Raw genomic sequence first — 24,442 nt, 5'->3', positions numbered from 1 at the left:
CAGACCGCCTGTATACCATGATCCATCGAAGCTCTGTCGGGATCGCCGGTGAACATGGTCTCGGCTTGCAGCATGCGGGTGATGCGGTAGTTGCCGTCGATACGCTCGGGCGCGTCGCCCCAGAAGACGGCGGTATAGCCCAGACCGCAATAGGCGGCGGCCGCCGCCGTCGCGGTCGTCGCGAAGTCCGATCAGCGAGCACGCTCTGTTTCGGGAGCATTGGGACCACTACGGAAAATGAGCCTGTGGGCGCCGGCTCAAGTGCTCAGCTGTTCCCGCAAGGCCTCCAGTTCTTCCCAGCGCATATACGCCGCCTCCACCGTCTGCTGCAATTCCGCCAGCCGGGCCTGGGTTCCGGTAATGGTGTCTTTCGTCTGCTGATAGAACTCGGGGCGGGAGATCGCTTCATTCAATGAGGCTATTTCGGTTTCGAGCGCCTCGATCTGCTGGGGCAAAGCCTCGAGTTCGCGCTGTTCCTTGAAGCTCAACTTTCTCAGCTTTTCCTTGACCGGCTTGGGCGGAATCGGTTTTTCAACGGCCGGCTTTGCCGGGGCGGGCTGAGGTGCCGGGCGTTGCCGCACCCAGTCGTCGTAGCCGCCCACGTAATCGTTGACAATGCCGTCGCCTTCGAACGCCAGCACGCTGGTGACGAGGTTGTTCAGGAACGCCCGGTCGTGGCTCACCAGCAATACGGTGCCGTCGTAATCGGTCAACAGTTCTTCCAGCAGTTCCAGCGTGTCCGCGTCCAGATCGTTGGTGGGTTCGTCGAGCACCAGGAGATTCGCGGGCTGAGTGAACAGCCGCGCGAGCAGGAGGCGGTTGCGCTCGCCCCCCGAAAGCGACTTCACCGGCTGACGTGCCCGTTCGGGAGTGAAGAGGAAATCCTTGAGGTAGCCGATGGCGTGAACGTTGCGCCCGTTGACGCTCACCCGGTCGCTGCCTTGGGCGACATTGTCGATCACCGATTTTTCTTCCTCGAGCTGTGCCCGGTACTGGTCGAAATAGGCGATTTGCAGGTTGGTTCCAAGACGGATGCGGCCCGACGTCGGTTGCAGTTCGCCCAGCATCAGGCGAAGCAGGGTGGTCTTGCCGCAGCCGTTGGGCCCGATGATGCCGACCTTGTCGCCCCGCAGGATCGTGGTGGAAAAATCGCGCACGATCGGTTGACCGCCGTAATCGAAGCGAACGTTCTCGGCTTCCACCACCAGTCGTCCGGACTTTTCCGCCTGCTGCAGCAGCATGCTGACCTGGCCGGTACGGCCCCGCCGTTCCGCGCGTTCCTGGCGCATGTCGAGCAGACGCCGTACCCGGCCCATGTTGCGGGTGCGGCGCGCCTTGATGCCTTCGCGAATCCAGGCTTCTTCCTGCGCGAGCCTTTTATCGAATTCCGATTGAGCCTTGGCTTCGGCGTTCAGTTGTTCTTCCTTGCGCTTCAGATAGGTGGCGTAATCGCCGGGCCAGTCGAACAGCTTGCCCCGGTCGAGCTCGATAATCCGGGTTGCCAGCCTTTGCAGGAACATCCGGTCGTGGGTGATGAAGATCAAAGTTCCCGGCCAACCGAGCAGAAATTCCTCCAGCCAAAGAATCGCCGCGAGATCGAGGTGGTTGGTGGGCTCGTCGAGCAATAATACGTCGGGCTCTGAGACTAGGGCTCGGGCGAGCAGCACCCGGCGTTTCAGGCCGCCCGACAGAGACTCGACATCGGTATCCACCGGCAGGTCGAGCTTAGACAGCAAGGATTCGACTTTCCGGTGGAGATCCCAGCCGCCGATGGCATCGATCGCGTGCTGGCATTGCTCCAATTCCGCCAAGGCCGTCGAGTCGGAATGGCTCGCAACGCGATGGGATACGTCATGAAACCGGCGGATCAACTCGCCCGTATCGCCCAACCCGCCTGCAACGACGTCGAACACGCTGCCGGTGGCGTCCAGCGGGACTTCCTGATCGAGCCGGGCGATGCGCAAGCCCTCTTGATCGATGATTTCCCCTTCATCCGGAATCAAATCGCCTGTCAAAAGTTTGAGCAACGTGGATTTCCCCGCTCCATTGCGCCCGACGAGGCACACCCGCTCGCCTTTTTCCAGGGAAAAGCCGATTCCGTCCAGCAGAGGCTGACCGAAGCTGACGTGTATATTGCGGAAGGTGATTAAAGCCATCGGAGTGTGGGACAGGAAAAAACGGGAATTTTACGCGCAGAAGTAGTTTGTCGCACCGAATCCGGAGCAATCGAGACCGCTGGACGATCGTTGCGGGGCACTCAGGGAGCGCAGCGTTCGGTCGGAGCGACAATGCGCAGATATCGTTGGGGTCGCCGCTCTTCGAACAGCGTCACCCGGTTCACGACATCCTCGGCACTGGTCTTGCCGATGGGGCCGGCTACGCTCCGCCCGGTCGCGGTAGCGAGCAAGTGTACATAGGTTTGATGAGGGCCGGAGGCAAGCTTCGAGTGTACCAAGGCACCGCCGACATCCCAGGGAGATTCTCTCTCCGGTACGCTGCTGCCCGGATTGCACATGCCGAGCACGATCAAGCCGTTCGGCTTGACGAGAGAACGCAAACTTTGGACGAAGTTTCGAAACCGCTCCGGGCTAAGCTCTTCGAATGAGCGCAAAACGAAGAGCGGAACTCTGCATATGGATTCGCAGGCTGCGCGCTTGAGATCCCGATCGGTATCGTTCGGAATGGAGGCCAGCATCGCGGCCGAACATTGGCGCTGCAGGCAAGCGGTATCCAAGGGTTGGAGTCTGCGCTCTTTGCTTATCAGAATATTTCTGATTTCCGTAGAATCTTTTCGGGAAAGTTCTTTCCAACGGCCGTCCATGAAGCTGCTGAATTCCCGATTCTGGCGGATGTCATAGGTAACGGTGAAAATCTCCGCAACTCCGGGCTGCGCCTCGACGATCCGGGTCGCTTTAGCGTGATCTCCCTCGATGGTGAGCGCGTTCTGAATGATATGACCGTTCAGAATCGGTCCGTCATATCCGCCGTGTCCGATAAGAATCACTCGGTCGAAAGGCGCCGAGCGCTGCGCCAACATATCGGCCTTGCGGTAGTAGTCCTCCCATTTGCGGACATCCCGCAACCAAGTGACTTGTGCGGAGAAGCTGGTTCGATAAAAAGCCTCGATTTCCGCCGCCGGGCGTTCTGGCCAGCGTTCGTTTTCCGCGGAATCCGGATCTTTTCTTAAGAGGGGAATAAGCAATACCCGAGTCGGCGAACGAACGGGAGTCGATGCGGCCGCTGGGGCCGATTCAGGTTTGCACAGGCTTTCTTCGGCGGCTGACGCGGAAAGAAAGGACAGGACGAGAAAGTGGGAAGCAAGCCAGGCAATGACGTGCGATTTTCGATTCAAGACGGCGATACGATAACCCTTGTATCAAATTTGACTCAATAAACAGCATCGGGTTGCCCCAAGGCGATCGAAAGAAGCCGGAAGTCCGAAGCGGTAAACGTCAGCGGCCGCTTTGCCGGTGGGCGATGCGTTCGGAAGCGGTCAATGGCGGGCAAGCGCCGATGCTACGCGCCCGGTTCGGATGTCCCCGTCGGACCGGGAGCAAAGCATAATTCGAAGACGGATTCTACCTGTCGTTCATGGGTTTATAGGCCCGTTGCCTTTCGCCGATGTATATCTGGCGGGGCCGCGCGATTCTCATGCCGGGTTCCTCGATCATTTCCTTCCAGTGAGCAATCCAGCCAGGCAGTCTTCCCAAAGCGAACATTACGGTAAACATGTTCGTCGGAATCCGCATGGCACGGTAGAGGATTCCCGAATAGAAATCGACATTGGGGTAAAGCTTGCGCTCGATGAAGTAGGGATCGGTGAGCGCCACTTCCTCTAGACCCTTGGCGATTTCGAGAATCGGGTCGTGAATGCCCAGCTTTCCGAGTACTTCGTCGCAGTGCTTTTTGATGATCTGCGCCCTGGGGTCGTAATTCTTGTAGATTCGGTGTCCGAACCCCATCAGTCGAAATGGATCGTTTTTATCCTTGGCCTTGTCGATGAATTTCTTGTAGTTTCCGCCGTCGGCCGCGATCGCCTCCAGCATTTCGATCACAGCCTGGTTGGCGCCGCCGTGCAGCGGACCCCACAAGGCGCAGATGCCGGCCGAAATGGATGCAAAAAGGTTGGCCTTGGAAGATCCCACCATGCGAACGGTCGAGGTGGAGCAATTCTGCTCGTGGTCGGCATGCAGGATGAACAATACGTCCAGCGCCTTGCGCGTCACCTCGTCCGGCTCGTACAGTTTGACCGGCGTCGTGAACATCATGTGCAGGAAGTTGGAGAGGTAGTCCAGTTCCGGACGGCTGTAGACAAAAGCTTCACCCACCGATCGCTTGTAGGCGAAGGCGGCCAGCACGCGCACTTTGGACAGGAGCCGGGTAATGGTTTGGTCCCGCTCGTGCGGCGACTGATCCGGTTTCAACAGTTCCGGATGATAAACCGAGAGGGAACACACCATTGCCGAAAGAATGGCCATGGGATGGGCATGGCCGGGGTACGAGGTGAAGAAGCTCTTCATGTCCTCGTGAATCAGCGAGTGGAAAAGGACCTTGTCCTTGAATTTCGTAAATTGCTCGGCGTTCGGCAACTCGCCGTAAATGAGCAAATAGCAGACTTCCATGAACGTCGACTTCTCGCAGAGCTCGGCAATGTCGATCCCGCGGTAGCGGAGAATTCCTTTGTCGCCGTCGATGTAGGTGATGGCGGATGTGCAGGAGCCTGTATTGGCGTAACCGGGATCGACGGTGATGTAACCGGTCGATGCCTGGAGCCGGGTAATATCCAGCCCTTTTTCGTTCTCCGTACCGGTGACGACGGGAATATCGAACCGTTTTCCGTCCAGTTCGAGCTTTGCTGTGTCTGCCATAATGCTAAAAAACCCTAAATACGGACTTTGTTCTCGTTTCTGTTTCAGTGTAACGACAACCGGTCATTTAACGCTAGCCTGCCTAAAGAGTGCTCAGTCGTTTTTCGATGCTTTTCAGTAGGCCCGTTTCGGCCGCGATTGTTTCAAGATGGTAACATTGGACTGATAGCGGAACGTTCTTTCCTGTTATCTTGTTAAACAAATAATTTCTAAAACGATGCGTATCGCCTTGGGTATCGAGTATGACGGTCAAGCCTTCTCCGGTTGGCAATGGCAAAAGGGGAAGCTTACCGTCCAGGGCGCGGTCGAAGACGCTCTAAGCCGCGTTGCGGCCGAGTCGATTCGCGTCATCTGTGCTGGCCGGACGGATGCGGGCGTGCATGCCTTGGAGCAAGTCGTCCATTTCGATACCAAGGTGTACCGTAAGCCGTATTCCTGGCTGATGGGGACTAATACGGCGCTTCCCGAAGACGTGCGTATCCTCTGGGTTCAAGAGACTCCGGAGGACTTCCATGCGCGCTACAGCGCCATCGCTCGATTCTATCGGTATGTCATCCTGAATCGCCCGATGAAGTCCGCGCTCTTCAGACGACAACTCACCTGGCATTTTCATCCGCTCAATGAGAAAGCCATGCAGGAGGCGGCAAACAATCTGATTGGGGAACATGATTTTTCCTCGTTCCGAGCCCAGGACTGCCAATCCAAGAGTCCCATGCGCCGGATGCATTTCATCCACGTGCGGCGGGAGAATGACAGGGTTATCATCGAGCTGTGCGCCAATGCTTTCCTGCATCATATGGTTCGGAATATCGTAGGCGTCTTGATGGAGGTTGGATCGGGCAAGCAGCGCCCGGATTGGGCGGCCGAGGTTCTCGGGGCCCGAGACCGAAAGTGCGCCGGTGTTACGGCGCCGGCCGACGGGTTATACTTAGGCGGTGTTTATTACCCTCCCCATTTCGGTTTACCCCGTCATCCGATATTCGATTATCTGCCGGAAGACGCCAGTCGTTATACTCCTTCGGAAAGCGAGTGAAATTTCCGTATCCCTTCCGTAGAACTCGCGTTAAAATCTGCGGCTTCACCCGCCCGGACGACGCCTTGATAGCTGTTCAACTGGGCGCCGACGCCGTCGGTTTGGTTTTTTATCCGCCAAGTCCACGAAATCTCGACGTCGAGACGGCGCAAAGCATCGTGTCTGCTTTGCCGCCATTCGCCACGGTGGTCGGGTTGTTCGTCGATGAAGACGAGGTTGTCGTCCGCGAGATTTTGCAACAGGTACGTATCGATCTGATTCAGTTTCACGGTGATGAAAGCCCGGATTACTGCCGCCGTTTCGGAAAACCCTATATCAAGGCCGTAAGGATGCGGTCGGAAACAGATCTGACGACAATTGTGGACACTTATCCGGATGCTGCAGGTTTTCTGTTGGACGCATGGCATTCGGATGCCAAGGGGGGGACCGGGCATCGCTTCGACTGGGACTTGATTCCGAAGGAACTCCGCCGATCGGTGATCTTGGCCGGAGGGCTTGCTCCTGATAACGTCGTGGAAGCCTTGCGGACGGTGCAGCCTTATGCCGTCGACGTATCCAGCGGTGTAGAAGCAGGCAAGGGCATCAAGGATGCCGATAAAATGGCGGCGTTTCTAGAACAGGTACACGAATATGACCATAGAGTACACATCGACTGAATCGTACAACCTGCCCGACGAGCGGGGCCACTTCGGGCCCTATGGCGGCGTATTCGTTGCCGAAACCTTGATGTATCCGATTCAGGAGTTGAGGGACGCGTATTATCGCTACATGAAAGATCCCGAGTTCCTTGCGGAATTAGATTACGATCTCAAGCATTACGTGGGGCGCCCTTCGCCGATCTATTACGCCGAGCGCCTTAGTTCAATGCTGGGCGGCGCGCAAGTTTTCTTCAAACGCGAGGATCTCAATCACACCGGCGCCCATAAGGTCAACAATACCGTAGGACAAGCTTTGCTCGCCAAACGTATGGGTAAACAGCGCGTCATAGCCGAGACCGGCGCCGGACAGCACGGCGTGGCTACCGCTACAGTCGCCGCCCGCTTGGGAATGGAGTGCGTGGTTTATATGGGGGCTGTCGACGTCGAGCGCCAGGCCCTCAATGTGTTCCGCATGAAGTTGCTCGGCGCGACCGTGGTGCCGGTGGAATCCGGTTCGAAAACCCTAAAGGACGCGCTCAACGAGGCCATGCGCGATTGGGTTACGAATGTGGACAATACCTTTTATATCATCGGCACAGTGGCCGGTCCTCATCCTTATCCGGCCATGGTCCGCGATTTTCAGGCGGTCATAGGCCGCGAAGCCAGACAGCAGATGAAGGAGCTGACCGGAAGCTTGCCGGACGCGCTGGTAGCTTGCGTCGGAGGCGGTTCGAACGCCATAGGCCTGTTCTATCCGTTCATAAACGAACACGGCGTTGCGATGTACGGCGTCGAGGCGGCGGGCGAGGGCATTGCGACCGGTCGCCACTCGGCTCCTTTGAGCGCCGGCAAGCCGGGCGTTCTGCACGGCAATCGCACCTATCTCATGGAGGACGAGGATGGCGAGATCATCGAAACCCATTCGATTTCAGCCGGCCTCGATTACCCCGGCGTGGGTCCGGAGCATTCCTGGTTGAAGGACAGCGGTCGGGCTACCTACGTCAGCATCACCGATGACGAGGCGATGGAGGCCTTTCACACGCTGACCCGGATCGAAGGCATCATTCCGGCGCTGGAATCCAGCCACGCCGTGGCTTACGCCATGAAGCTCGCGCCCACCATGAGCAAGGATCAAAAAATCCTGGTCAACCTATCGGGACGCGGGGACAAAGACATCAACACCATTGCAAGGCGCGAAGGAATTACCCTGTGAGCCGTTTGACCGCCAAGTTCCAGACTTTAAAACAAGCCAACCGGAAAGCTCTCATTCCTTTCATCACGGCGGGCGATCCCCATCCGGATTTCACGGTTCCGGCGATGCACGCGATGGTGGAGGCCGGGGCCGACATCATCGAACTGGGCGTGCCTTTCTCCGATCCGATGGCGGATGGTCCGGTCATCCAAAAGGCCAGCGAGCGAGCTCTTCTGCACAAGATGAGCCTTCGCCGCGTGCTGGACATGGTAGAAAAGTTCCGTTCGAACGATAGCGAGACTCCTGTCGTTCTCATGGGGTATCTCAACCCGGTCGAGTGCATGGGGTACCGCGCGTTCGTCGACAGGGCCAGGAGCGCTGGCGTCGACGGCGTTCTTACCGTGGACATGCCTCCCGAAGAATCGTCCGACCTGTTGTCGCTTTTGGAGCAAGCCGGTATCGATCCGATCTTTTTGCTCGCCCCCAACAGTACCGATGAGCGGATACGCAAGATGGGCCAGTTGGGGCGGGGCTATTTGTATTACGTCTCTCTGAAAGGTGTCACCGGCGCCTCGCATTTGGATTTGAGCGATGTCCGGCGTAAGCTTTCCGAAATTCGCGCGCTGACGGATCTGCCGCTGGGCGTCGGGTTCGGCGTCAAGAACGCCGAGATCGCGGCCACGATCTCCAAATTTGCCGACGCGGTGGTAGTGGGCAGTGCGCTGGTCGAGAAAATCGAGGTTGCACGGGGCGACTCCGGGCGAGCGCTCAACGATATCGTCGATCTGTTGAAATCCATGCGTACCGCGATGGACGCATCTTTTTAGCGAGAGTCATCACCTTGAGCTGGTTTCACAAATTAGTACCTTCGAAAATCCGCACGGAAGCGTCTACGAAAAGCGCGATCCCCGAAGGCTTGTGGAGCAAATGTCCGGCCTGCAACGCAATTCTGTACCGGTCGGAAGTCGAACGGAATCTGGAGGTTTGCCCGAAGTGCGGCCATCACATGCGCATCAGCGGGCGCAAGCGCCTGCATCTGTTTCTCGACCCCGGCAATCGCCTGGAAATCGGCGAAGGACTTACGCCCGTCGATCCGCTTAAGTTCAAAGACAGCAAGAAGTACAAGGATCGCTTGGTTCAGGCGCAAAAAGCCACCGGCGAAAAGGACGCGCTGATCGTCGTCGCCGGTCAGCTCCAAGGCCGGCCATTAGTCGCTGCCGCATTCAATTTCGAATTCATGGGCGGTTCCATGGGGTCGGTCGTGGGAGAGCGCTTCGTGCGGGGCGTCAATCACTGCCTGGAGCAGGGAATTCCATTGGTCGTCTTCAGCGCCAGCGGCGGCGCCCGTATGCAGGAATCCTTGTTGTCCCTGTTTCAAATGGCGAAAACCAGCGCTGCCTTGGCGCGGTTGGCCGATGCGGGCATTCCTTTCATTTCCGTGATGACCGATCCGACGATGGGAGGCGTATCAGCCAGTTTGGCCATGCTGGGCGACATCAACATCGGTGAGCCGGGCGCTCTGATCGGGTTTGCGGGACCGCGCGTGATCGAACAGACGGTCCGCGAAAAACTGCCGGAAGGATTTCAGAGAAGCGAGTTTTTGCTCAATCACGGCGCTCTGGACATGATCGTCGATCGTCGGGAGATGCGCGAAAAAATCGCGTCCCTGTTGTCGATACTGGCCTTTGAAAAGCCGGCTGCCGCCAGTATCGAGGCGGTCGTCGTCGAAAAGCGCGTCGAAAGACCCGAAATGCTTGCCGCGGCTTATACCTCTCTTTCTGCCGAAGAACTTACGGGCAACGAATAGTTCATGCGTTTCAAAACGCTGGCTGATTGGTTGGCCTGGCAGGAGACCCTGCACCCGAAGTCTATCGACCTCGGCTTGTCCCGCGTCAAAATGGTCCATGGACGGCTTGGTCGTCGCGAAAAGCCGCCTTTCACCATCACCGTCGGCGGCACAAACGGAAAAGGCTCATGTGTAGCGATGTTGGACGCGATTTTACGCCAGGAGGGCTACCGGGTCGGCACATATACGTCGCCGCATCTTCTACGCTATAACGAGCGAATCCGTATTGACGGGGAACCCGTCAGCGACGACCGGATTTGCGACGCGTTCGAGCGTATTGAACGGGTGCGCGACGAGACGACTCTCAGTTTCTTCGAGTTCGGCACCTTAGCGGCGCTCGATATCTTCGCTACCGCCGATCTGGACGTACAAGTGCTCGAAGTCGGTTTGGGCGGTCGTCTGGACGCCGTCAATATCATCGACGCGGATGCGGCCCTGATTGCCAGCATCGACCTCGATCACCAGGATTGGTTGGGTGAAACCCGCACGGCCATAGGGCTGGAGAAAGCCGGTATTTTTCGACCCGGCAGACCCGCGGTCATCGGAGACAGCGATGTGCCGGAGGCCGTGGTCCGATATGCCGAGGAGGGTGGCGTGCCGCTTTCGTATGCGGGGCGGCATTTTATGTATGAGGTGTCCGGCGACGGATGGAACTGGCTGGGGCGAAACACCCAGCTGGCCGATTTGCCGTTTCCGGCGCTCCAAGGTAGTCACCAATTGATCAATGCTTCGGCTGTGTTGGAAGTCTTGCAGAGGATCGAAACCCACATGCCCGTATCAGCGGCGGCCGTTCGGAATGGGTTGAGAAATGTCACTTTGGCCGGACGGTTTCAGTACATCCCTGGAAGTGTTCCTGTATTATTGGACGTGGCGCACAATCCTCAGGCGGTGAGGGTATTGGCGGAATATCTGGGCTCCCGGTTTGGCGGGAAAACCATACATGCAGTCTTCGCCGTTATGCGCGACAAGGACGTTCTCGGGATTATCACTAACATAAAAGACCTGGTCGAGCATTGGTATTTGGCTCCCCTCAAAATGCCCCGGGCAGCGACTGCCGATCAACTTTTAGCTATTTTCGACAGTCTTGGCGTTTCAGCAGTCCGGTCTGGGTTCGCCGATGCTGCAGCGGCATTCGGTGCCGCCAAACAGGACGCGGAAAACGATCACCTCGTGCTCGTGTTTGGCTCATTCTTTCTAGTTTCCGAGTATTTGGCTCAAATGAGCTGAGTCCGAGGTATTCATGGATCAGCAACTGAAACAACGTCTCATCGGCGCTATCATCATTGTTTCTCTGGTAGTTATTTTCGTGCCCATGCTGTTCGAGGAACGGCAGGACGATCTAAGCGCTGCCGGCTCCGGCGAGATTCCGGCACTTCCCAAAGAGGTCGAAGCCAAGGCCATCGAGCTGCCGAACTCGGCAGCCGATGTTGCTCCGTCGGAGGAGAGCGAAAGCACTAGTACGGGTTATCGGATAATCCCCTTGACCGATGGCGATTCGACCGCCGCGGAAAGCGAGCAGTCCGCTTCTGCCGAGTCCGGCGAAAAGCCCGAAAATCGGGCGGCTTCTATAGCGGATAGTGAACCGACGGTTGCCGATGAGGATGTTTTGAAAGCCACGGGCGATGCGCAAACTAGTCGCGCAGCCGATCCCGCTGAATCGGACAAAGCGCAAGTGGCTAAAACCGATGAACCGGCAAAAGCCGCCGGAGTTAGCAAATCAAAACAGGCTCTCGCCAGAAAAAGCAAACTCGAGCCGACAACCCTGACGGTCAATTCGGAAGAGGGCGCCGTTGATACGATGCCGCCGGACCAGCCCGCCGCACTGCCTAAGGCGAAACCAAAAGCCCCGCCCGCGAAACCGATCGAAAAAGGATCGAAGAAGTCCGAGACGACAAGAGCTGCCGAATCGGCTAAATCTGCGTCGTCTCCGGTGAGTCCCCAAAAACCGGCGCAGATCAAGCCTTCATTGGATAATTCGAAGGCGGCACCGTCCGAAGCGGTTTCAAAAGCTCCTGAAATCCCATCGAAACCAGCCGTTGGAGGTGGGGGAGCGAAGCTTCCTGAGCCGCCAATTCCCGCACCGGAGGCATCCGATGACTTGGCGGCATGGGTAGTCCAAACCGGTAGTTTTACCACCGAGGGCAATGCGCGGTCACTGGCCGATAAGCTGCGAAAATCGAACTTTCCCGCATTTGTGGAGGTCGTTAACAACGCCGGAACCTCAGTCTACCGCGTTCAGGTAGGTCCCGAGTTGAACCGGACACGGGCAGAGCAGATACAGAAGCAGATTGAGAATACTATCGGTATCAAGGGTATCGTGGTTCCGCATCCGTGATCGCTGGCATTCCCGGATACCGGATTTCTGACCAGACGATTATCAATACGACAGTGCTATCGTCGGCGAGAGTACGACATGTCTAATCTGGTTTGGGTCGATTATTGTATTGCCGGAATCATTGGTTTATCAGCCCTCATCGGGCTGTTGCGCGGTCTTATTCGCGAAGTGTTTTCACTCTGTGCATGGGTTGCGGCAGCGTGGATCGGGTTGCAATTCAGCCGTGATTTTTCGGTTTATCTCGATTCCGTCATTTCCCTTCCCTCCGCCCGGATGGCTGCATCGTTTGGGATACTCTTTTTAGCCAGTTTGATATTGGCCAGCCTGGTTACTTTTTTGCTGCACATGCTGGTGAAAAGTACCGGGTTGACGGGGACCGATCGTCTTGCCGGAATGGTATTCGGTATCGGCCGCGGAGTCGTCATCGTTTCAGTGCTGGTTCTTTTGGCCGGAGCGACACCTCTTCCGGCAGACCCTTGGTGGAAAGAATCTGCCTTGATTCCGCCATTTCAGTCGTTAGCTTTATGGCTTCGCGACCAACTTCCGTCGGACTTCGGCAGTTATGTCAAGTTTCGATGATTTTTTATTGTTAAGTGAGTTGACCTATGTGTGGTATTGCCGGCATCGTTTCCAGTGACGAAGTCAATCAGGAGCTGTATGAAGCCCTGACCGTATTGCAGCATCGGGGACAGGATGCCGCGGGTATCGTCACCTGCGAACACGATCGCTTTAACTTGCGCAAGGACAGCGGTTTGGTACGGGACGTATTTCATACTCGCCACATGGTGAACCTCAGGGGAAAGATGGGCATCGCCCACGTCCGTTATCCCACCGCCGGTTGCACGAGCTCGGCCGAAGCCCAGCCGTTTTACGTCAATTCTCCTTACGGCATCAGTCTGGCGCATAACGGTAATCTGACCAATGCCGAGGTGCTGAAGGAAGATCTGTTCGCCCAAGATCAACGACACATCAACACCGATTCCGACTCCGAGGTTCTCCTTAACGTCTTTGCTCATGAACTCCAGGAACTGGGGAAACTTCGGGTCGGCCCCGAAGATGTGTTCCGTGCCGTGGCGGCCGTACACCAGCGCTGCCGGGGCGCTTACTCGGTGGTGGCGATGATCACCGGTTTCGGTATCATCGGTTTCCGGGACCCTTACGGCATTCGCCCCTTGGTGTTCGGCGAACGCAAGACCGCCAAGGGCACCGACTACATGATCGCATCGGAGAGCGTCGCCCTGGACGTGTTGGGATTCAAGCTGATTAGGGATGTGCAGCCTGGCGAGGCCGTGATCATCGAAAAGAACGGTACGCTACATACGCGTCGATGCGCCGAAAAAGTGCTTTATTCGCCGTGCATATTCGAATTCGTTTACTTCGCGCGTCCCGACTCCATCATCGACAATATCTCGGTCTACAAGGCCCGGCTTCGCATGGGCGATAAACTGGCCGAGAAAATTATGCGGCTGCGCCCGGATCACGACATCGATGTCGTGATCCCCATTCCGGATACGAGCCGGACTGCGGCGTTGCAGCTCGCCAACCGGCTGGGCGTGAAATACCGGGAGGGCTTTATCAAGAATCGCTACATCGGACGTACGTTCATCATGCCCGGACAACAGCTTCGCAAGAAGTCGGTCAGACAGAAACTGAACGCGATCGACCTCGAATTCAAGGACAAGAACGTTTTGCTGGTCGACGATTCAATCGTCCGAGGCACTACGTCCATGCAAATCATTCAAATGGCGCGGGATGCCGGAGCGCGCAAAGTTTACTTCGCGTCCGCGTCTCCGCCGGTACGCTATCCTAATGTATACGGCATCGACATGCCTGCGGCGCATGAATTGATCGCCCATGGGCGCAGCGAACAGGAGGTGCAGGATGAGCTTGGCGCGGATTGGTTGATTTATCAGGACTTGAGCGATTTGATCGAGGCCGTGCAGAGAGGAAATCCTTCCATCGGGCGGTTTGACACATCGTGTTTCAACGATGACTATGTCACCGGGGATATCAATCAGGAATACCTCGATCGGCTCAGCAAGCACCGTAACGATCAGTCCAAGGCCAGACGCTCGGCCGATGGTTCGATCATCGAGTTGCACAACGCGGGCTAGTATCACGGACGCTTTTTGCGAGGTAGACCACATGACCGATTGGGAATGGCAGCAGTATGCCATCGAAACTCAGGCGATACGCGCCGGGCAGCGACGGACGTCCGAACAGGAACATTCCGATCCGATCTTTGCGACGTCCAGTTACGTGTTCGACAGCGCCGAGGATGCCGCCGCGAGGTTTTCCGGTAAGATTCCCGGCAATATCTATTCGCGCTTCACCAATCCCACCGTTCGAGCTTTCGAGGAACGGCTCGCCGCCCTGGAAAGCGGAGAACGCTGCATTGCGGTGGCTTCGGGAATGGCCGCTATCGCTACGACGGCCTTCGGATTGTTAAAGGCCGGAGACCATGTCGTGTGCTCCCGGAGCGTGTTCGGCAACACAGTTCTGCTGTTCCAGAATTACCTGAGCAAATTCGGCGTCACGACCACTTTCGTGGATCTGACCGATTATGCGGCCTGGGAAACAGCCGTCAGGCCCGAAACGCGCTTTCTTTTTCTCGAGACTCCCTCAAATCCGCTGACCGAAATTGCGGATATTCATCGCATTGCAACGATAGCCAGGCAAAATGGGAGCCTTCTGGTGGTCGATAACTGTTTCTGTACGCCCGCTTTGCAGAAGCCTCTGGATTTGGGAGCGGATATCGTCGTTCATTCGGCAACCAAGTACCTGGACGGGCAGGGGAGATGCGTCGGAGGCGCGATCGTTGGCCGGCAGGAGTTATTGGATAAGGAAATCTATCCCTTTCTAAGGACGGGTGGCCCTTCCATGAGTCCGTTCAATGCCTGGGTATTTCTCAAGGGGCTGGAAACCTTGGCGATACGCATGCGCGCGCATAGCGAGAATGCCCTGAATCTTGCGGAGTGGCTGGAAGCCCAGTCTTGGGTCAAGCGCGTGTATTATCCGGGACTGCCGTCCCACCCCCAACATGAGTTAGCCGTGCGGCAACAATTTGCGGGCGGCGGCATCGTGAGTTTCGAGGTCGAAGGGGGCCGGGAAGGGGCCTGGAACCTGATCGACTCGACCCGCCTGCTATCCATCACTGCGAATCTAGGGGATGTCAAAACGACCATCACCCATCCCGCAACCACGACTCATGGCAGGCTGAGCGAGAACGAACGTGCCGCTGCCGGTATCAGCGAGGGTTTGGTCCGTATCGCCGTGGGGCTTGAAAATATCGATGACATCAGGCGCGATTTGCTTCGCGCCTTTGCATAAGATCGGATTGGTCGTATCGACCTCCGCGTGCAGAATCTCATTCGTAACAAAAAGGAACAGTCATGAAAGTCACCGTCTTTGGTTCGGGTTATGTCGGCCTCGTTACCGGAGCCTGTCTGGCCGAGGTAGGCAATGAGGTGGTATGCGTAGATATCGACGAGGGCAAGATTGCCCGGCTCAATCAAGGCGAGGTTCCGATTTACGAGCCTGGTCTGGATAGCATCATCGAACGCAACATGGCCGCGAAACGTCTGCATTTCACCACCGATGTGGACCTGGCGGTTCAGCATGGTTTATTCCAGTTCATCGCAGTCGGCACGCCTCCCGACGAGGATGGGTCGGCCGACCTGCAATATGTGTTGGCCGTCGCGCGCAGCATTGGCGAACGCATGGAGGATTATCGCGTTGTAGTCAACAAGTCGACCGTGCCCGTCGGCACGGCGGATAAAGTCCGCCAGGCGATAAATACGGTGCTCAACGACCGGCAGAAGCCATGTGAATTCGATGTGGTTTCAAATCCGGAATTCCTGAAAGAGGGGGCAGCCATCGAGGATTTCATGAAGCCGGATCGTATCGTGGTGGGCACCGACAATCCCCGCACTACCGAACTTCTACGGGCCTTGTACGCGCCATTCAATCGCAATCACGACCGCCTGGTCTGCATGGATATTCGCTCGGCCGAGCTGACCAAGTACGCGGCCAATGCCATGCTGGCGACGAAAATCAGCTTCATGAACGAATTGGCGAATCTCGCCGAATGTCTGGGCGCGGATATCGAGAAGGTGAGGGTGGGCATCGGGTCCGATCCGCGGATCGGTTACCACTTCATTTATCCCGGCTGCGGATACGGCGGTTCGTGCTTCCCGAAAGACGTTAAAGCACTCGAGCGCACCGCGCGGGACGTCGGATATCAGGCCCAGTTGCTGCGGGCGGTCGAGGATGTCAATGACCGGCAGAAACTGAGACTTTACGAAAAAGTTAAGGATTATTTTAAGGACGATCTAAAAGGAAAGACACTCGCTCTCTGGGGGTTGGCATTCAAGCCGAATACGGACGACATGCGCGAAGCTTCCAGCCGGGTGATCATCGAAGCCCTTTGGGAGGCGGGCGCCAAGGTACAAGCGTTCGATCCGGTCGCGACGCACGAAGCCGGGCGATTATATGGGCATAGGTCCGATCTCGCGCTTTGCGACAGCCCCGAAGCTACCTTGAAAGGTGCTGACGGCTTGATTATCGTCACTGAATGGAATGTATTCCGCAGCCCCGACTTTGATACGATCAAGGCCGAACTGTCGCATCCCGTCATCTTCGACGGTCGGAATCTTTATGATCCGGCCCGGATGAAAATGATGGGATTTGATTATTTCGGCATTGGGCGGGGCGCGTCCTTAGCCTGATTCGAATAGCGGGGGCGCTCGGCGCCCCCTCTTTTCCAGCCATCAGCTCTTCATCAGCGCACGTACATGCGCGGCCACACTCTTTCCTAAAGCCTCCAGGTTGTATCCACCTTCCAAAACGGATACCAGTCGGCCTCGTCCGTGTTCTTTCGCCAATTTCACCAGTTCCGAAGTTACCCAAGCATAATCGTCCTCGACCAAATTCAGATCGGCCAGGGGATCGTCCCGATGAGCATCGAAGCCGGCGGAAATCAAGACAAGCTCCGGCGTAAAACGATTGATAGCGGGCAGAATCTTGTCCGCCACGGCCAAGCGAAATTCATGGGACCCGCTGCCGGCTGCCAGAGGCACATTGATCATATTGCCCGCACCGGTTTCGCCGGACCTCCCGGTCCCGGGATACCAAGGGAACTGGTGAGTCGATGCATATAAGACGTCCTTATTCGTTTCGAATGCTCGTTGGGTACCGTTTCCATGGTGCACGTCGAAATCCATGATGGCGACCCGTTCGATTCCATGGTGTTTGCGGGCATATTCGGCGGCAATGGCGATATTGTTGAACAAGCAGAACCCCATGGCCGCGTCGGGTTCGGCATGATGTCCCGGCGGCCGGACAGCGCAGAAAGCGTTCGTGGACTCCTTGGCAAAAACGGCATCCACCGCGGCACATGCGGCACCTACGGCATGCAAAGCCGCTTCGCCCGAACCGGGCGACACGACCGTATCGCCGTCGAGGTAAGCAAAACCCAGTTTGGGCACGGCTCCCAAGACGTAATCGATGTGCCGATCGGTGTGGATTAAACGAATCTGTTCGCGGGTACCGCGCGGCGCTTCCCGTCGATCGAGACCGGAAAAATCGGGTCGACTAAGTGCGCGCTCGATCGAACGCAAGCGCTCCGCGTTTTCCGGATGCCCAAGGCCGGTGTCGTGTTCCAAGAAACTCCGATGACTGAAGCAAATCGTAGTCATGACGAGCATCCGGCGTGATAAACGTATGAGTGATCCATATAATACCCGAGTATTGCCGTTGGAATAGAACCGATACCGTTTGATGATTGATCGTTCCCCGTTATTTGGACCAATGATCGATGACTCGTTCTCGGGAATGGAAAACGGCGGTCGTTTTATACGACAAATGAAACCGTTTCGAATCGTGCGTGGGGCTCGAGTCGAACAGAATTGCAAACTTTAGGGGAAACCATGCTGGAAGAATATCGCAGACACGTTGCCGAGCGAGCGGCACAAGGGCTTGTGCCGAAACCTCTGAGCGCGGAAATGACCACGGCTCTGGTATCGCTCATCAAAAATCCGCCTCAAGGCGAGGAAAAATTCTTGCTTGACCTGTTGACCAACCGCGTGCCGGCAGGCGTGGATGAAGCGGCCTACGTCAAGGCAGGTTTTCTGGCAGCTGTCGCGAAAGGTGAAACCGTCTCGCCGATACTGGATCCGCGCCTTGCGATCGAACTTCTCGGCACCATGCTGGGCGGCTACAACGTAGCCCCACTGATCGAACTGCTCGACCATCCGGCGTTGGGACCGCTGGCCGCAAAGGGCTTGTCGCATACCTTGCTGATGTTCGATGCGTTCCACGATGTTTGCGAGAAGGCCCAAGCCGGCAATGCGAACGCACAGGCGGTCATGCGGGCTTGGGCCGAAGCCGAATGGTTTACGAGCCGGCCGAAGGTGCCTGACGTCATTACGGTGACCGTATTCAAGGTGCCGGGTGAGATCAACACCGACGATTTGTCGCCCGCCCAGGATGCTTGGTCGCGGCCCGATATTCCGCTGCACGCCAAAGCCATGCTGAAAGTGCCGCGCGAAGGCGTCACCGATGCCGAGGCGCAGATAGCGGAACTCAAGACAAAAGGCTGGCCGGTTGCATTCGTGGGCGACGTCGTAGGTACGGGTTCTTCTCGGAAATCCGCGACCAACTCGGTGCTGTGGTATATCGGCGAGAATATTCCATGTGTTCCGAACAAACGGGCGGGAGGCATGTGCATCGGAGGAAAGATCGCTCCCATCTTCTTCAACACCATGGAAGATTCCGGTGCCCTGCCTATCGAGTGCGATGTCTCGAACTTGCATACCGGCGACGTTATCGACGTCTACCCTTACAAAGGCGAGATCAAGCGCCACGATACCGGCGAGCTGCTTTGCACTTTCGCCTTGAAGAACGATATTCTGCTGGACGAGGTGCAGGCCGGGGGGAGGATCTCGCTCATCATCGGACGCGGCCTTACCGATCGTGCCCGCAAGGCACTGGGTCTCGACATCTCGCCGGTATTCCGACGTCCGGAATCTAAACTGGACAGCGGCAAGGGATATACCCTCGCCCAAAAGATGGTCGGAAAAGCCTGCGGGGTAAAGGGTGTACGTCCCGGCACCTACTGCGAGCCTCATATGACGACGGTAGGATCTCAAGACACTACGGGCCCGATGACGCGCGACGAGCTCAAGGATTTAGCTTGCTTGGGGTTTTCTGCAGATTTGGTGATGCAGTCCTTCTGTCACACGGCGGCCTATCCCAAGCCCGTAGACATCGATGTCCACCACACTTTGCCCGATTTCATCATGAATCGCGGCGGCGTTTCGCTTCGTCCCGGCGACGGCATCATCCATTCATGGCTCAACCGCATGCTGATTCCGGATACCGTCGGAACCGGCGGCGATTCGCATACCCGCTTCCCTATCGGGATATCGTTTCCCGCGGGTTCCGGCCTGGTCGCTTTCGCTGCCGCCACCGGTGTGATGCCTTTGGACATGCCGGAATCGGTACTGGTCAGGTTCAAGGGCGAAATGCAGCCGGGCATCACGCTCAGGGACCTGGTGCATGCCATTCCTTATGCGGCGATGCAGCGCGGGCTTTTGACTCTCGAGAAAAAGGGCAAGAAGAACGTTTTTTCAGGACGCATCTTGGAAATCGAAGGACTGCCGACTCTAAAGGTAGAGCAGGCATTCGAGCTGGCGGATGCTTCCGCCGAGCGGTCCGCCGCCGCCTGTACCGTACGCCTGAACAAAGAGCCGATCGAGGAATATTTGCGGTCCAATATCGTTTTGCTCAAATGGATGATCGAGCAAGGTTATGGCGACGTACGAACCTTAATCCGGCGAATCGCGGCCATGGAGGATTGGCTGGCTGATCCCATGCTCCTGGAGCCCGATGCCGATGCCGAATATCACGAAGTGATCGAGATCGACCTGAGCGAGATTAAAGAGCCGCTCTTGTGTTGCCCGAACGATCCTGACGACGTAAAACCCTTGTCTGCCCTTGCCGGCACTCAGATCGACGAGGTCTTTCTCGGTTCCTGCATGACGAACATCGGCCATTTCCGTGCGGCCGGAAAAATCCTGGAGCACTTCGGGACGCAAGTTCCAGGGCGTTTATGGATCGCTCCGCCGACCCGTATGGATCAGTTGGAATTGACCGAGGAAGGGTATTACGGCATCTACGGCAAAGTGGGCGCTCGGACCGAAATGCCCGGATGTTCATTGTGCATGGGCAATCAGGCACGGGTGGCGGACCATGCCACCGTGGTATCGACCTCGACGCGAAACTTTCCCAATCGGATGGGAGCGGGTGCCAATGTGTTTCTGGCCTCGGCAGAACTCGCGGCCGTATGTTCGAGTTTAGGGCGCATCCCGTCGTACGAAGAATACATGGCTTTCGTTCAGTCTCTGGAAAAGGACGCAACGGATACCTATCGATATCTGAATTTCGATCAGATTCCCGACTACGTCAGAAAGGCGGAACAAGTCGCTTTAGACGCCACGGCTTGACATGCCAAGTGCGACAGCGCCGCTTGCCGCACCCGACGAGGCATCGGCAAGTGGCGGCCTGTTGTTCTTATTCCGAAACGATTACGAAACTCATGTCGTCCAATTTATTCGAGATTGCGGAATCGTGCCTATACACGCCATCCGTGGAAGCCAAACTGGAAGCGACCGAGCGGGCTGCGCTGGCCTTCCGGGGAGAAGGCTTTTCCCTGGATGATCGCTTGCCGCCCAAGCCGGCATCGGAAGTCCGCTTCCCGGAGCGTCCGGAGCTGGTGGACCCGAGGCATTTGCCGCGGCGGAAACTCACGACCCCTGCCGGGAAGATCGCGTTTCTGCATGCGGTTGCCCACATCGAATTCACCGCGATTCAGCTCGCATGGGATATGGTTTATCGGTTTCGCGAAATGCCATCGGCGTTTTATGACGATTGGCTGGAAGTAGCCATCGAGGAGGCTTATCACTTTTCTCTGGTTCGAGGAAGGCTAAAAGACTTTAATGCCGACTACGGCCAGTTTCCCGCACATAGAGGATTATGGGAATTAGCCGAGGACACGGCGCACGACGTGAAAGCCCGCCTGGCGTTGGTTCCGCGCGTGATGGAAGCGAGGGGATTGGACGTCACCCCGGCAATGATTGACAAGCTCGATGCCTTAGGCGATGACGCAACCGCGAATATCCTCAGGATTATCCTGAGGGACGAGGTTGGCCATGTGGCGCGAGGTACTCGTTGGTTTCAATACGTGTGCAACGAACAGGGAATCGATCCCGTAACGGAATATTTCGATCTTGTCGAACGCTATCTTCGGGGGGCTGTCCGCGGTCCGTTCAATATCGAATTGCGCCGAGCGGCGGGATTTAGCGATCTGGAGTTGCAGCGTTTGAAGGGGATGGCTAGCGAAAGTCCGGCCCGCCCGGACTGAGGAGCCGCGGGCCGGGGAGCTTTCGATTCCTTACTCGGCGATGGTTTGATGTTCCTGATTCGGGCCGTAGTGGGACACGATATAACGCTCGACCAATTCCTGAAAGTCTTCGGCGATACGATCACCCTTCAGCGTTACGGTCTTTACGCCATCCTCGAAGACCGGGGCGACCGGTTGCTCACCCGTGCCGGGCAAGCTGATTCCGATATTGGCGTTCTTGCTCTCGCCGGGGCCGTTGACCACACAGCCCATTACGGCCACGTGCATGTCCTCGACACCCGAATATTTCTTGCGCCATTCCGGCATCTTGTGACGGAGATGGCTCTGAATCTGCTGAGCCAGCTTCTGAAAATAGTCGCTGGTCGTACGGCCGCAACCGGGGCAGGAGATCACCATCGGCGTGAACGAGCGGATGCCCATGGTTTGGAGAATCTCCTGGGCGACGATGACTTCGTGAGTGCGATCGGCGCCCGGCTCGGGGGTCAAGGAAATACGGATGGTATCGCCGATGCCTTGCTGCAGCAGTACCGCCAATGCGGCCGTAGACGCCACGATGCCCTTGGATCCCATGCCGGCTTCGGTAAGCCCCAAGTGCAGAGCGTAATCACAGCGTTCGGCGAGCGCTTGATAAACGGCGATCAGCTCCTGAACGCCGCTCATCTTGCACGACAGTACGATACGGTTTTTGGGCAATCCTAATGACACGGCACGCTCGGCGCTTTCCAAAGCCGAGGTGATGACCGCCTCGCGCATCACTTCGGCGAGTGGTCTTGGGTCACTAAGCTGCGCGTTCTCATCAAGCAGGCGTGCCAGCACGGATTGATCGAGGCTCCCCCAATTGACGCCGATCCGCACGGGTTTTTCGTAGCGGCAGGCAAATTCGATCATCTGGGCGAATTGGGGATCGCGCTTGGATCCTCGGCCCACGTTGCCGGGGTTGATACGGTATTTCGCCAGTGCTTCGGCACAACCGGGAAACTTGTCCAGCAGCTTATGACCGTTGAAATGGAAGTCGCCGATCAGAGGAACGAAGCAGCCATTCCTGTCCAATTCTTCGCGTATCTGAGATACGGCCTGTGCTGATTCTTCATTGTTTACGGTAATGCGGACCAATTCGGAACCGGCCTTGGCCAGATCCATCACCTGTCTGACGGTGCTTTTTACATCCGCGGTATCGGTGTTGGTCATGGATTGGACGACCACCGGCGCATTGCCGCCGATCTGGATCTCACCGACTTTTACACCGACCGAATCTCTTCTATTCATCATGCTTAAAAACCTACTGGGATACTTCGCGAGTCCGCTATTTTATCAATGACACAGCTCAAGCCTATCGTAGGCTTGCGGTAATTTCCGAGTTCTTTACTTGGGTGTCAAGTTATAATTATGGAAGTTACAGCGTGTGCCGGAATAATAAGCCCTCGAAGGACGCTCCGGCCAAGGATCACATTACACCGTGCGTATTCAGTATTTTTCGGACATACATCTCGAATTCGGATCTTTGGAGACGACGGCGGCCGATGCGGACGTTGTCGTCGCAGCCGGAGATATCGGTGTTGGCCTGCAAGCTTTGGACTGGCTTAAATCATTTGGAAAGCCTGTCATATATGTAGCGGGTAACCACGAGTTTTACGGCCAAGAATATCTCTCGACCCTGGCAAACCTAACTAGTGCCGCTAGCGGAACCAATGTGCAGTTCCTGGAACAACGCGCGTGGGTGTATGACGGAGTGAGATTTTTGGGTTGTTCCCTGTGGAGCGATCTCGGGGGCGACGATAACGATCAGCTGGAGGAACTGGTTTCTATCGTCAATGATTTCCGAAAGATTCGATACCGCACAGATGCTTTGAATGCGAAAAGCTATCGCCAATTGCATTGGGAATCCCGCGAATGGCTCTTTGCCGAGCTCGCAAAACCGTTTCCCGGGAAAACCGTGGTGGTCACCCATCACGCTCCGACGCCTTGGAGCTGGCGGGACAGCCCCAGTCAGATCAAACGCCATGCCTACTGCAATGACCTGAGAGAAGTCCTGCACAGTTTCGAAATCGCAGCCTGGTTCCATGGCCATACCCATGCCGTCTCCGACTATCGGTGCTCTGGCACGCGAATTCTCTGCAATCCCCGAGGCTATTTCCCAAATCAGCTCGTAAGCGAATTCGACCCAAGAAAAATCTTGGAAATTTAGGCGCTCTCCGAGGTCAAGCGAAAATGTCAGCGGCCGCCCTGTTCGAATCGCGCCTGCGTCCTTCAGGCCATTGTCTTCGCGATTTCGAAAATTTCTTCGGCATCCAGAATTTGATCGTTACTCTCGAAAAGCTTAGCGATACAGGCACGGTGCAGTGCCAGTTTCAGCGTACCGAAGCCAATGGCTCCCCAAACGATTTTTCCGTTTCGGTCTGTTCCACGGTCCATCATATCGGTCCCGCCGATACCGATTGGAGGAGTCGCGTTGGCATCCGCCACCAGCTCGATCGACGGATTATCCTGCCAATGACGTTCTTCCAACAGTTCTACACCGGCTGCGCCGGCCGCAAACACTATATGCGCTTGCTCTATGGATTTCCCGCGCGCGTCGTTATCATGAGCCTCAATAGGGGTCAGTTCGACGCCGAACCGCTGTTTCATGTCTTGGCAAGCTTTCTCGGCGCGAGCCATCTGGCGTGATGTGATCGAGACCCGAGCGCCTTCTTTGGCCAGCATTACCGCCGCCCGCTGGCCCACAGGCCCGGTACCTGCAAGAACGACAGCCCGTTTTCCGGCAATTGCTCCGCTCGCTGCGAGTTTGGCGACGCCCGCTGCGGCCGTGGTATTGCTGCCGTTGCTATCCAGCATTACGGAGACTCGGAAACCTCCGAAAAACTTTTTCTTCACCGCCTTCAATAGCTCTTGTCCGGCCATCAAATCGCTGCCCCCGATGAAGATTGCCGTATTTTTTTTATCCTTGGGCGCTCTTGTAAAAATTGTGCCGTCCACCAATGCCCCAACGTTCTCCGGCGTCAGGCCACCGTGGCCGATTACATGATCCGCGCCGCCATCATAGGCGACAACGGTGTCGAACACAGATGGGTAAAAATCGGTATCGAATTGGAACAAAAGCTTCTTCATTCTT

19 protein-coding genes and 1 pseudogene are annotated in these 24,442 nt (G+C 56.6%); 14 read left to right on the top strand and 6 right to left on the bottom strand.

Annotated features, from left to right (window positions below):
* Positions 1–257: 257 nt before the first annotated feature.
* The 3 genes from B2A78_RS08380 to B2A78_RS08370 form a co-directional block, all read right to left on the bottom strand.
* Complete coding sequence (locus tag B2A78_RS08380) at positions 258–2,156, bottom strand: ATP-binding cassette domain-containing protein (protein ID WP_077729533.1); 1,899 nt, start codon at positions 2,154–2,156, stop codon at positions 258–260.
* A gap of 101 nt (positions 2,157–2,257) precedes the next feature.
* A complete protein-coding gene (locus B2A78_RS08375; protein ID WP_077729532.1) occupies positions 2,258–3,352 on the bottom strand; it encodes a hypothetical protein in 1,095 nt (364 codons plus the stop codon).
* 226 nt (positions 3,353–3,578) lie between these two features.
* Positions 3,579–4,868 (bottom strand): citrate synthase, encoded by a 1,290-nt coding sequence (locus tag B2A78_RS08370; RefSeq protein ID WP_077729531.1) that lies wholly within the window; start codon positions 4,866–4,868, stop codon positions 3,579–3,581.
* Positions 4,869–5,085: 217 nt separating this feature from the next.
* Here B2A78_RS08370 and truA point away from each other — a divergent pair, with 217 nt between their 5' ends.
* The 11 genes and pseudogenes from truA to B2A78_RS08315 all read left to right on the top strand — a co-directional run bounded on the left by truA (position 5,086) and on the right by B2A78_RS08315 (position 16,639).
* On the top strand, positions 5,086–5,901 hold the full coding sequence (gene truA, locus B2A78_RS08365) for a tRNA pseudouridine(38-40) synthase TruA (RefSeq protein WP_077729530.1): 816 nt from the start codon (positions 5,086–5,088) through the stop codon (positions 5,899–5,901).
* Positions 5,898–6,557, top strand: a complete 660-nt coding sequence (locus tag B2A78_RS08360) for a phosphoribosylanthranilate isomerase (RefSeq protein ID WP_077729529.1) — start codon at positions 5,898–5,900, stop codon at positions 6,555–6,557. Before truA ends, B2A78_RS08360 begins: the two co-directional genes overlap by 4 nt.
* Positions 6,532–7,752, top strand: coding sequence for a tryptophan synthase subunit beta (gene trpB, locus B2A78_RS08355; RefSeq protein ID WP_077729528.1), 1,221 nt, complete (start codon positions 6,532–6,534; stop codon positions 7,750–7,752). Before B2A78_RS08360 ends, trpB begins: the two co-directional genes overlap by 26 nt.
* The gene (gene trpA / locus B2A78_RS08350; RefSeq protein WP_077729527.1) at positions 7,749–8,558 is read left to right on the top strand and encodes a tryptophan synthase subunit alpha; all 810 of its coding nucleotides are present in this window, start codon (positions 7,749–7,751) and stop codon (positions 8,556–8,558) included. Before trpB ends, trpA begins: the two co-directional genes overlap by 4 nt.
* A gap of 8 nt (positions 8,559–8,566) precedes the next feature.
* Positions 8,567–9,412, top strand: a pseudogene (accD, locus tag B2A78_RS08345) (acetyl-CoA carboxylase, carboxyltransferase subunit beta); the annotation flags it as partial.
* Between the two features lie 129 nt (positions 9,413–9,541).
* Positions 9,542–10,804, top strand: coding sequence for a bifunctional tetrahydrofolate synthase/dihydrofolate synthase (folC, locus tag B2A78_RS08340; protein ID WP_077729525.1), 1,263 nt, complete (start codon positions 9,542–9,544; stop codon positions 10,802–10,804).
* Between the two features lie 13 nt (positions 10,805–10,817).
* Positions 10,818–11,912 (top strand): SPOR domain-containing protein, encoded by a 1,095-nt coding sequence (locus B2A78_RS08335; RefSeq protein WP_077729524.1) that lies wholly within the window; start codon positions 10,818–10,820, stop codon positions 11,910–11,912.
* Between the two features lie 78 nt (positions 11,913–11,990).
* Positions 11,991–12,491, top strand: a complete 501-nt coding sequence (locus tag B2A78_RS08330) for a CvpA family protein (RefSeq protein WP_077729523.1) — start codon at positions 11,991–11,993, stop codon at positions 12,489–12,491.
* Between the two features lie 26 nt (positions 12,492–12,517).
* Complete coding sequence (purF, locus tag B2A78_RS08325) at positions 12,518–14,026, top strand: amidophosphoribosyltransferase (protein WP_077729522.1); 1,509 nt, start codon at positions 12,518–12,520, stop codon at positions 14,024–14,026.
* Between the two features lie 31 nt (positions 14,027–14,057).
* Positions 14,058–15,242 carry an O-succinylhomoserine sulfhydrylase gene (locus B2A78_RS08320; RefSeq protein WP_077729521.1) on the top strand — a complete coding sequence of 395 codons (1,185 nt, stop codon included), beginning with the start codon at positions 14,058–14,060 and terminating at the stop codon, positions 15,240–15,242.
* 62 nt (positions 15,243–15,304) lie between these two features.
* Positions 15,305–16,639, top strand: coding sequence for a UDP-glucose/GDP-mannose dehydrogenase family protein (locus B2A78_RS08315; protein WP_077729520.1), 1,335 nt, complete (start codon positions 15,305–15,307; stop codon positions 16,637–16,639).
* Between the two features lie 42 nt (positions 16,640–16,681).
* Here B2A78_RS08315 and B2A78_RS08310 read toward each other — a convergent pair whose 3' ends face one another.
* The gene (locus B2A78_RS08310; RefSeq protein WP_077729637.1) at positions 16,682–17,608 is read right to left on the bottom strand and encodes a histone deacetylase family protein; all 927 of its coding nucleotides are present in this window, start codon (positions 17,606–17,608) and stop codon (positions 16,682–16,684) included.
* A gap of 231 nt (positions 17,609–17,839) precedes the next feature.
* On the opposite strand from B2A78_RS08310, the gene acnB reads away from it, so the two are divergent.
* Positions 17,840–20,416: a bifunctional aconitate hydratase 2/2-methylisocitrate dehydratase gene (gene acnB, locus B2A78_RS08305; protein WP_077729519.1), complete on the top strand. Its 2,577-nt coding sequence runs from the start codon at positions 17,840–17,842 to the stop codon at positions 20,414–20,416.
* Between the two features lie 92 nt (positions 20,417–20,508).
* Positions 20,509–21,333, top strand: coding sequence for a ferritin-like domain-containing protein (locus B2A78_RS08300; protein ID WP_077729518.1), 825 nt, complete (start codon positions 20,509–20,511; stop codon positions 21,331–21,333).
* Positions 21,334–21,363: 30 nt separating this feature from the next.
* On the opposite strand, the gene ispG is transcribed toward B2A78_RS08300, so the two are convergent.
* Entirely contained in the window at positions 21,364–22,602 is a 1,239-nt protein-coding gene (ispG, locus tag B2A78_RS08295; RefSeq protein WP_077729517.1) for a flavodoxin-dependent (E)-4-hydroxy-3-methylbut-2-enyl-diphosphate synthase, read from the bottom strand.
* Positions 22,603–22,789: 187 nt separating this feature from the next.
* Between ispG and B2A78_RS08290 the strand changes: the two genes are divergently transcribed.
* Entirely contained in the window at positions 22,790–23,518 is a 729-nt protein-coding gene (locus tag B2A78_RS08290; RefSeq protein WP_077729516.1) for a metallophosphoesterase, read from the top strand.
* Between the two features lie 62 nt (positions 23,519–23,580).
* On the opposite strand, the gene B2A78_RS08285 is transcribed toward B2A78_RS08290, so the two are convergent.
* Positions 23,581–24,438 (bottom strand): NADP-dependent methylenetetrahydromethanopterin/methylenetetrahydrofolate dehydrogenase, encoded by an 858-nt coding sequence (locus B2A78_RS08285; protein WP_077729515.1) that lies wholly within the window; start codon positions 24,436–24,438, stop codon positions 23,581–23,583.
* Between the last annotated feature and the right edge of the window lie 4 nt (positions 24,439–24,442).

The sequence above is a fragment of the Methylocaldum sp. 14B genome (assembly GCF_002005105.1).
GTDB lineage: Bacteria > Pseudomonadota > Gammaproteobacteria > Methylococcales > Methylococcaceae > Methylocaldum.
This window is presented reverse-complemented; position numbering and strand designations above follow the sequence as displayed.

Excerpts from the sequence above, each read along its gene's own strand:
- B2A78_RS08285 (WP_077729515.1), bottom strand. The coding sequence starts at position 24,438 with ATGAAGAAGCTTTTGTTCCAATTCGATACCGATTTTTACCCATCTGTG.
- B2A78_RS08300 (WP_077729518.1), top strand. The coding sequence starts at position 20,509 with ATGTCGTCCAATTTATTCGAGATTGCGGAATCGTGCCTATACACGCCA.
- B2A78_RS08315 (WP_077729520.1), top strand. The coding sequence starts at position 15,305 with ATGAAAGTCACCGTCTTTGGTTCGGGTTATGTCGGCCTCGTTACCGGA.
- B2A78_RS08370 (WP_077729531.1), bottom strand. The coding sequence starts at position 4,868 with ATGGCAGACACAGCAAAGCTCGAACTGGACGGAAAACGGTTCGATATT.
- acnB (WP_077729519.1), top strand. The coding sequence starts at position 17,840 with ATGCTGGAAGAATATCGCAGACACGTTGCCGAGCGAGCGGCACAAGGG.
- B2A78_RS08330 (WP_077729523.1), top strand. The coding sequence starts at position 11,991 with ATGTCTAATCTGGTTTGGGTCGATTATTGTATTGCCGGAATCATTGGT.
- B2A78_RS08320 (WP_077729521.1), top strand. The coding sequence starts at position 14,058 with ATGACCGATTGGGAATGGCAGCAGTATGCCATCGAAACTCAGGCGATA.
- B2A78_RS08310 (WP_077729637.1), bottom strand. The coding sequence starts at position 17,608 with ATGACTACGATTTGCTTCAGTCATCGGAGTTTCTTGGAACACGACACC.
- purF (WP_077729522.1), top strand. The coding sequence starts at position 12,518 with ATGTGTGGTATTGCCGGCATCGTTTCCAGTGACGAAGTCAATCAGGAG.
- folC (WP_077729525.1), top strand. The coding sequence starts at position 9,542 with ATGCGTTTCAAAACGCTGGCTGATTGGTTGGCCTGGCAGGAGACCCTG.
- B2A78_RS08380 (WP_077729533.1), bottom strand. The coding sequence starts at position 2,156 with ATGGCTTTAATCACCTTCCGCAATATACACGTCAGCTTCGGTCAGCCT.
- ispG (WP_077729517.1), bottom strand. The coding sequence starts at position 22,602 with ATGATGAATAGAAGAGATTCGGTCGGTGTAAAAGTCGGTGAGATCCAG.
- trpB (WP_077729528.1), top strand. The coding sequence starts at position 6,532 with ATGACCATAGAGTACACATCGACTGAATCGTACAACCTGCCCGACGAG.
- B2A78_RS08335 (WP_077729524.1), top strand. The coding sequence starts at position 10,818 with ATGGATCAGCAACTGAAACAACGTCTCATCGGCGCTATCATCATTGTT.
- truA (WP_077729530.1), top strand. The coding sequence starts at position 5,086 with ATGCGTATCGCCTTGGGTATCGAGTATGACGGTCAAGCCTTCTCCGGT.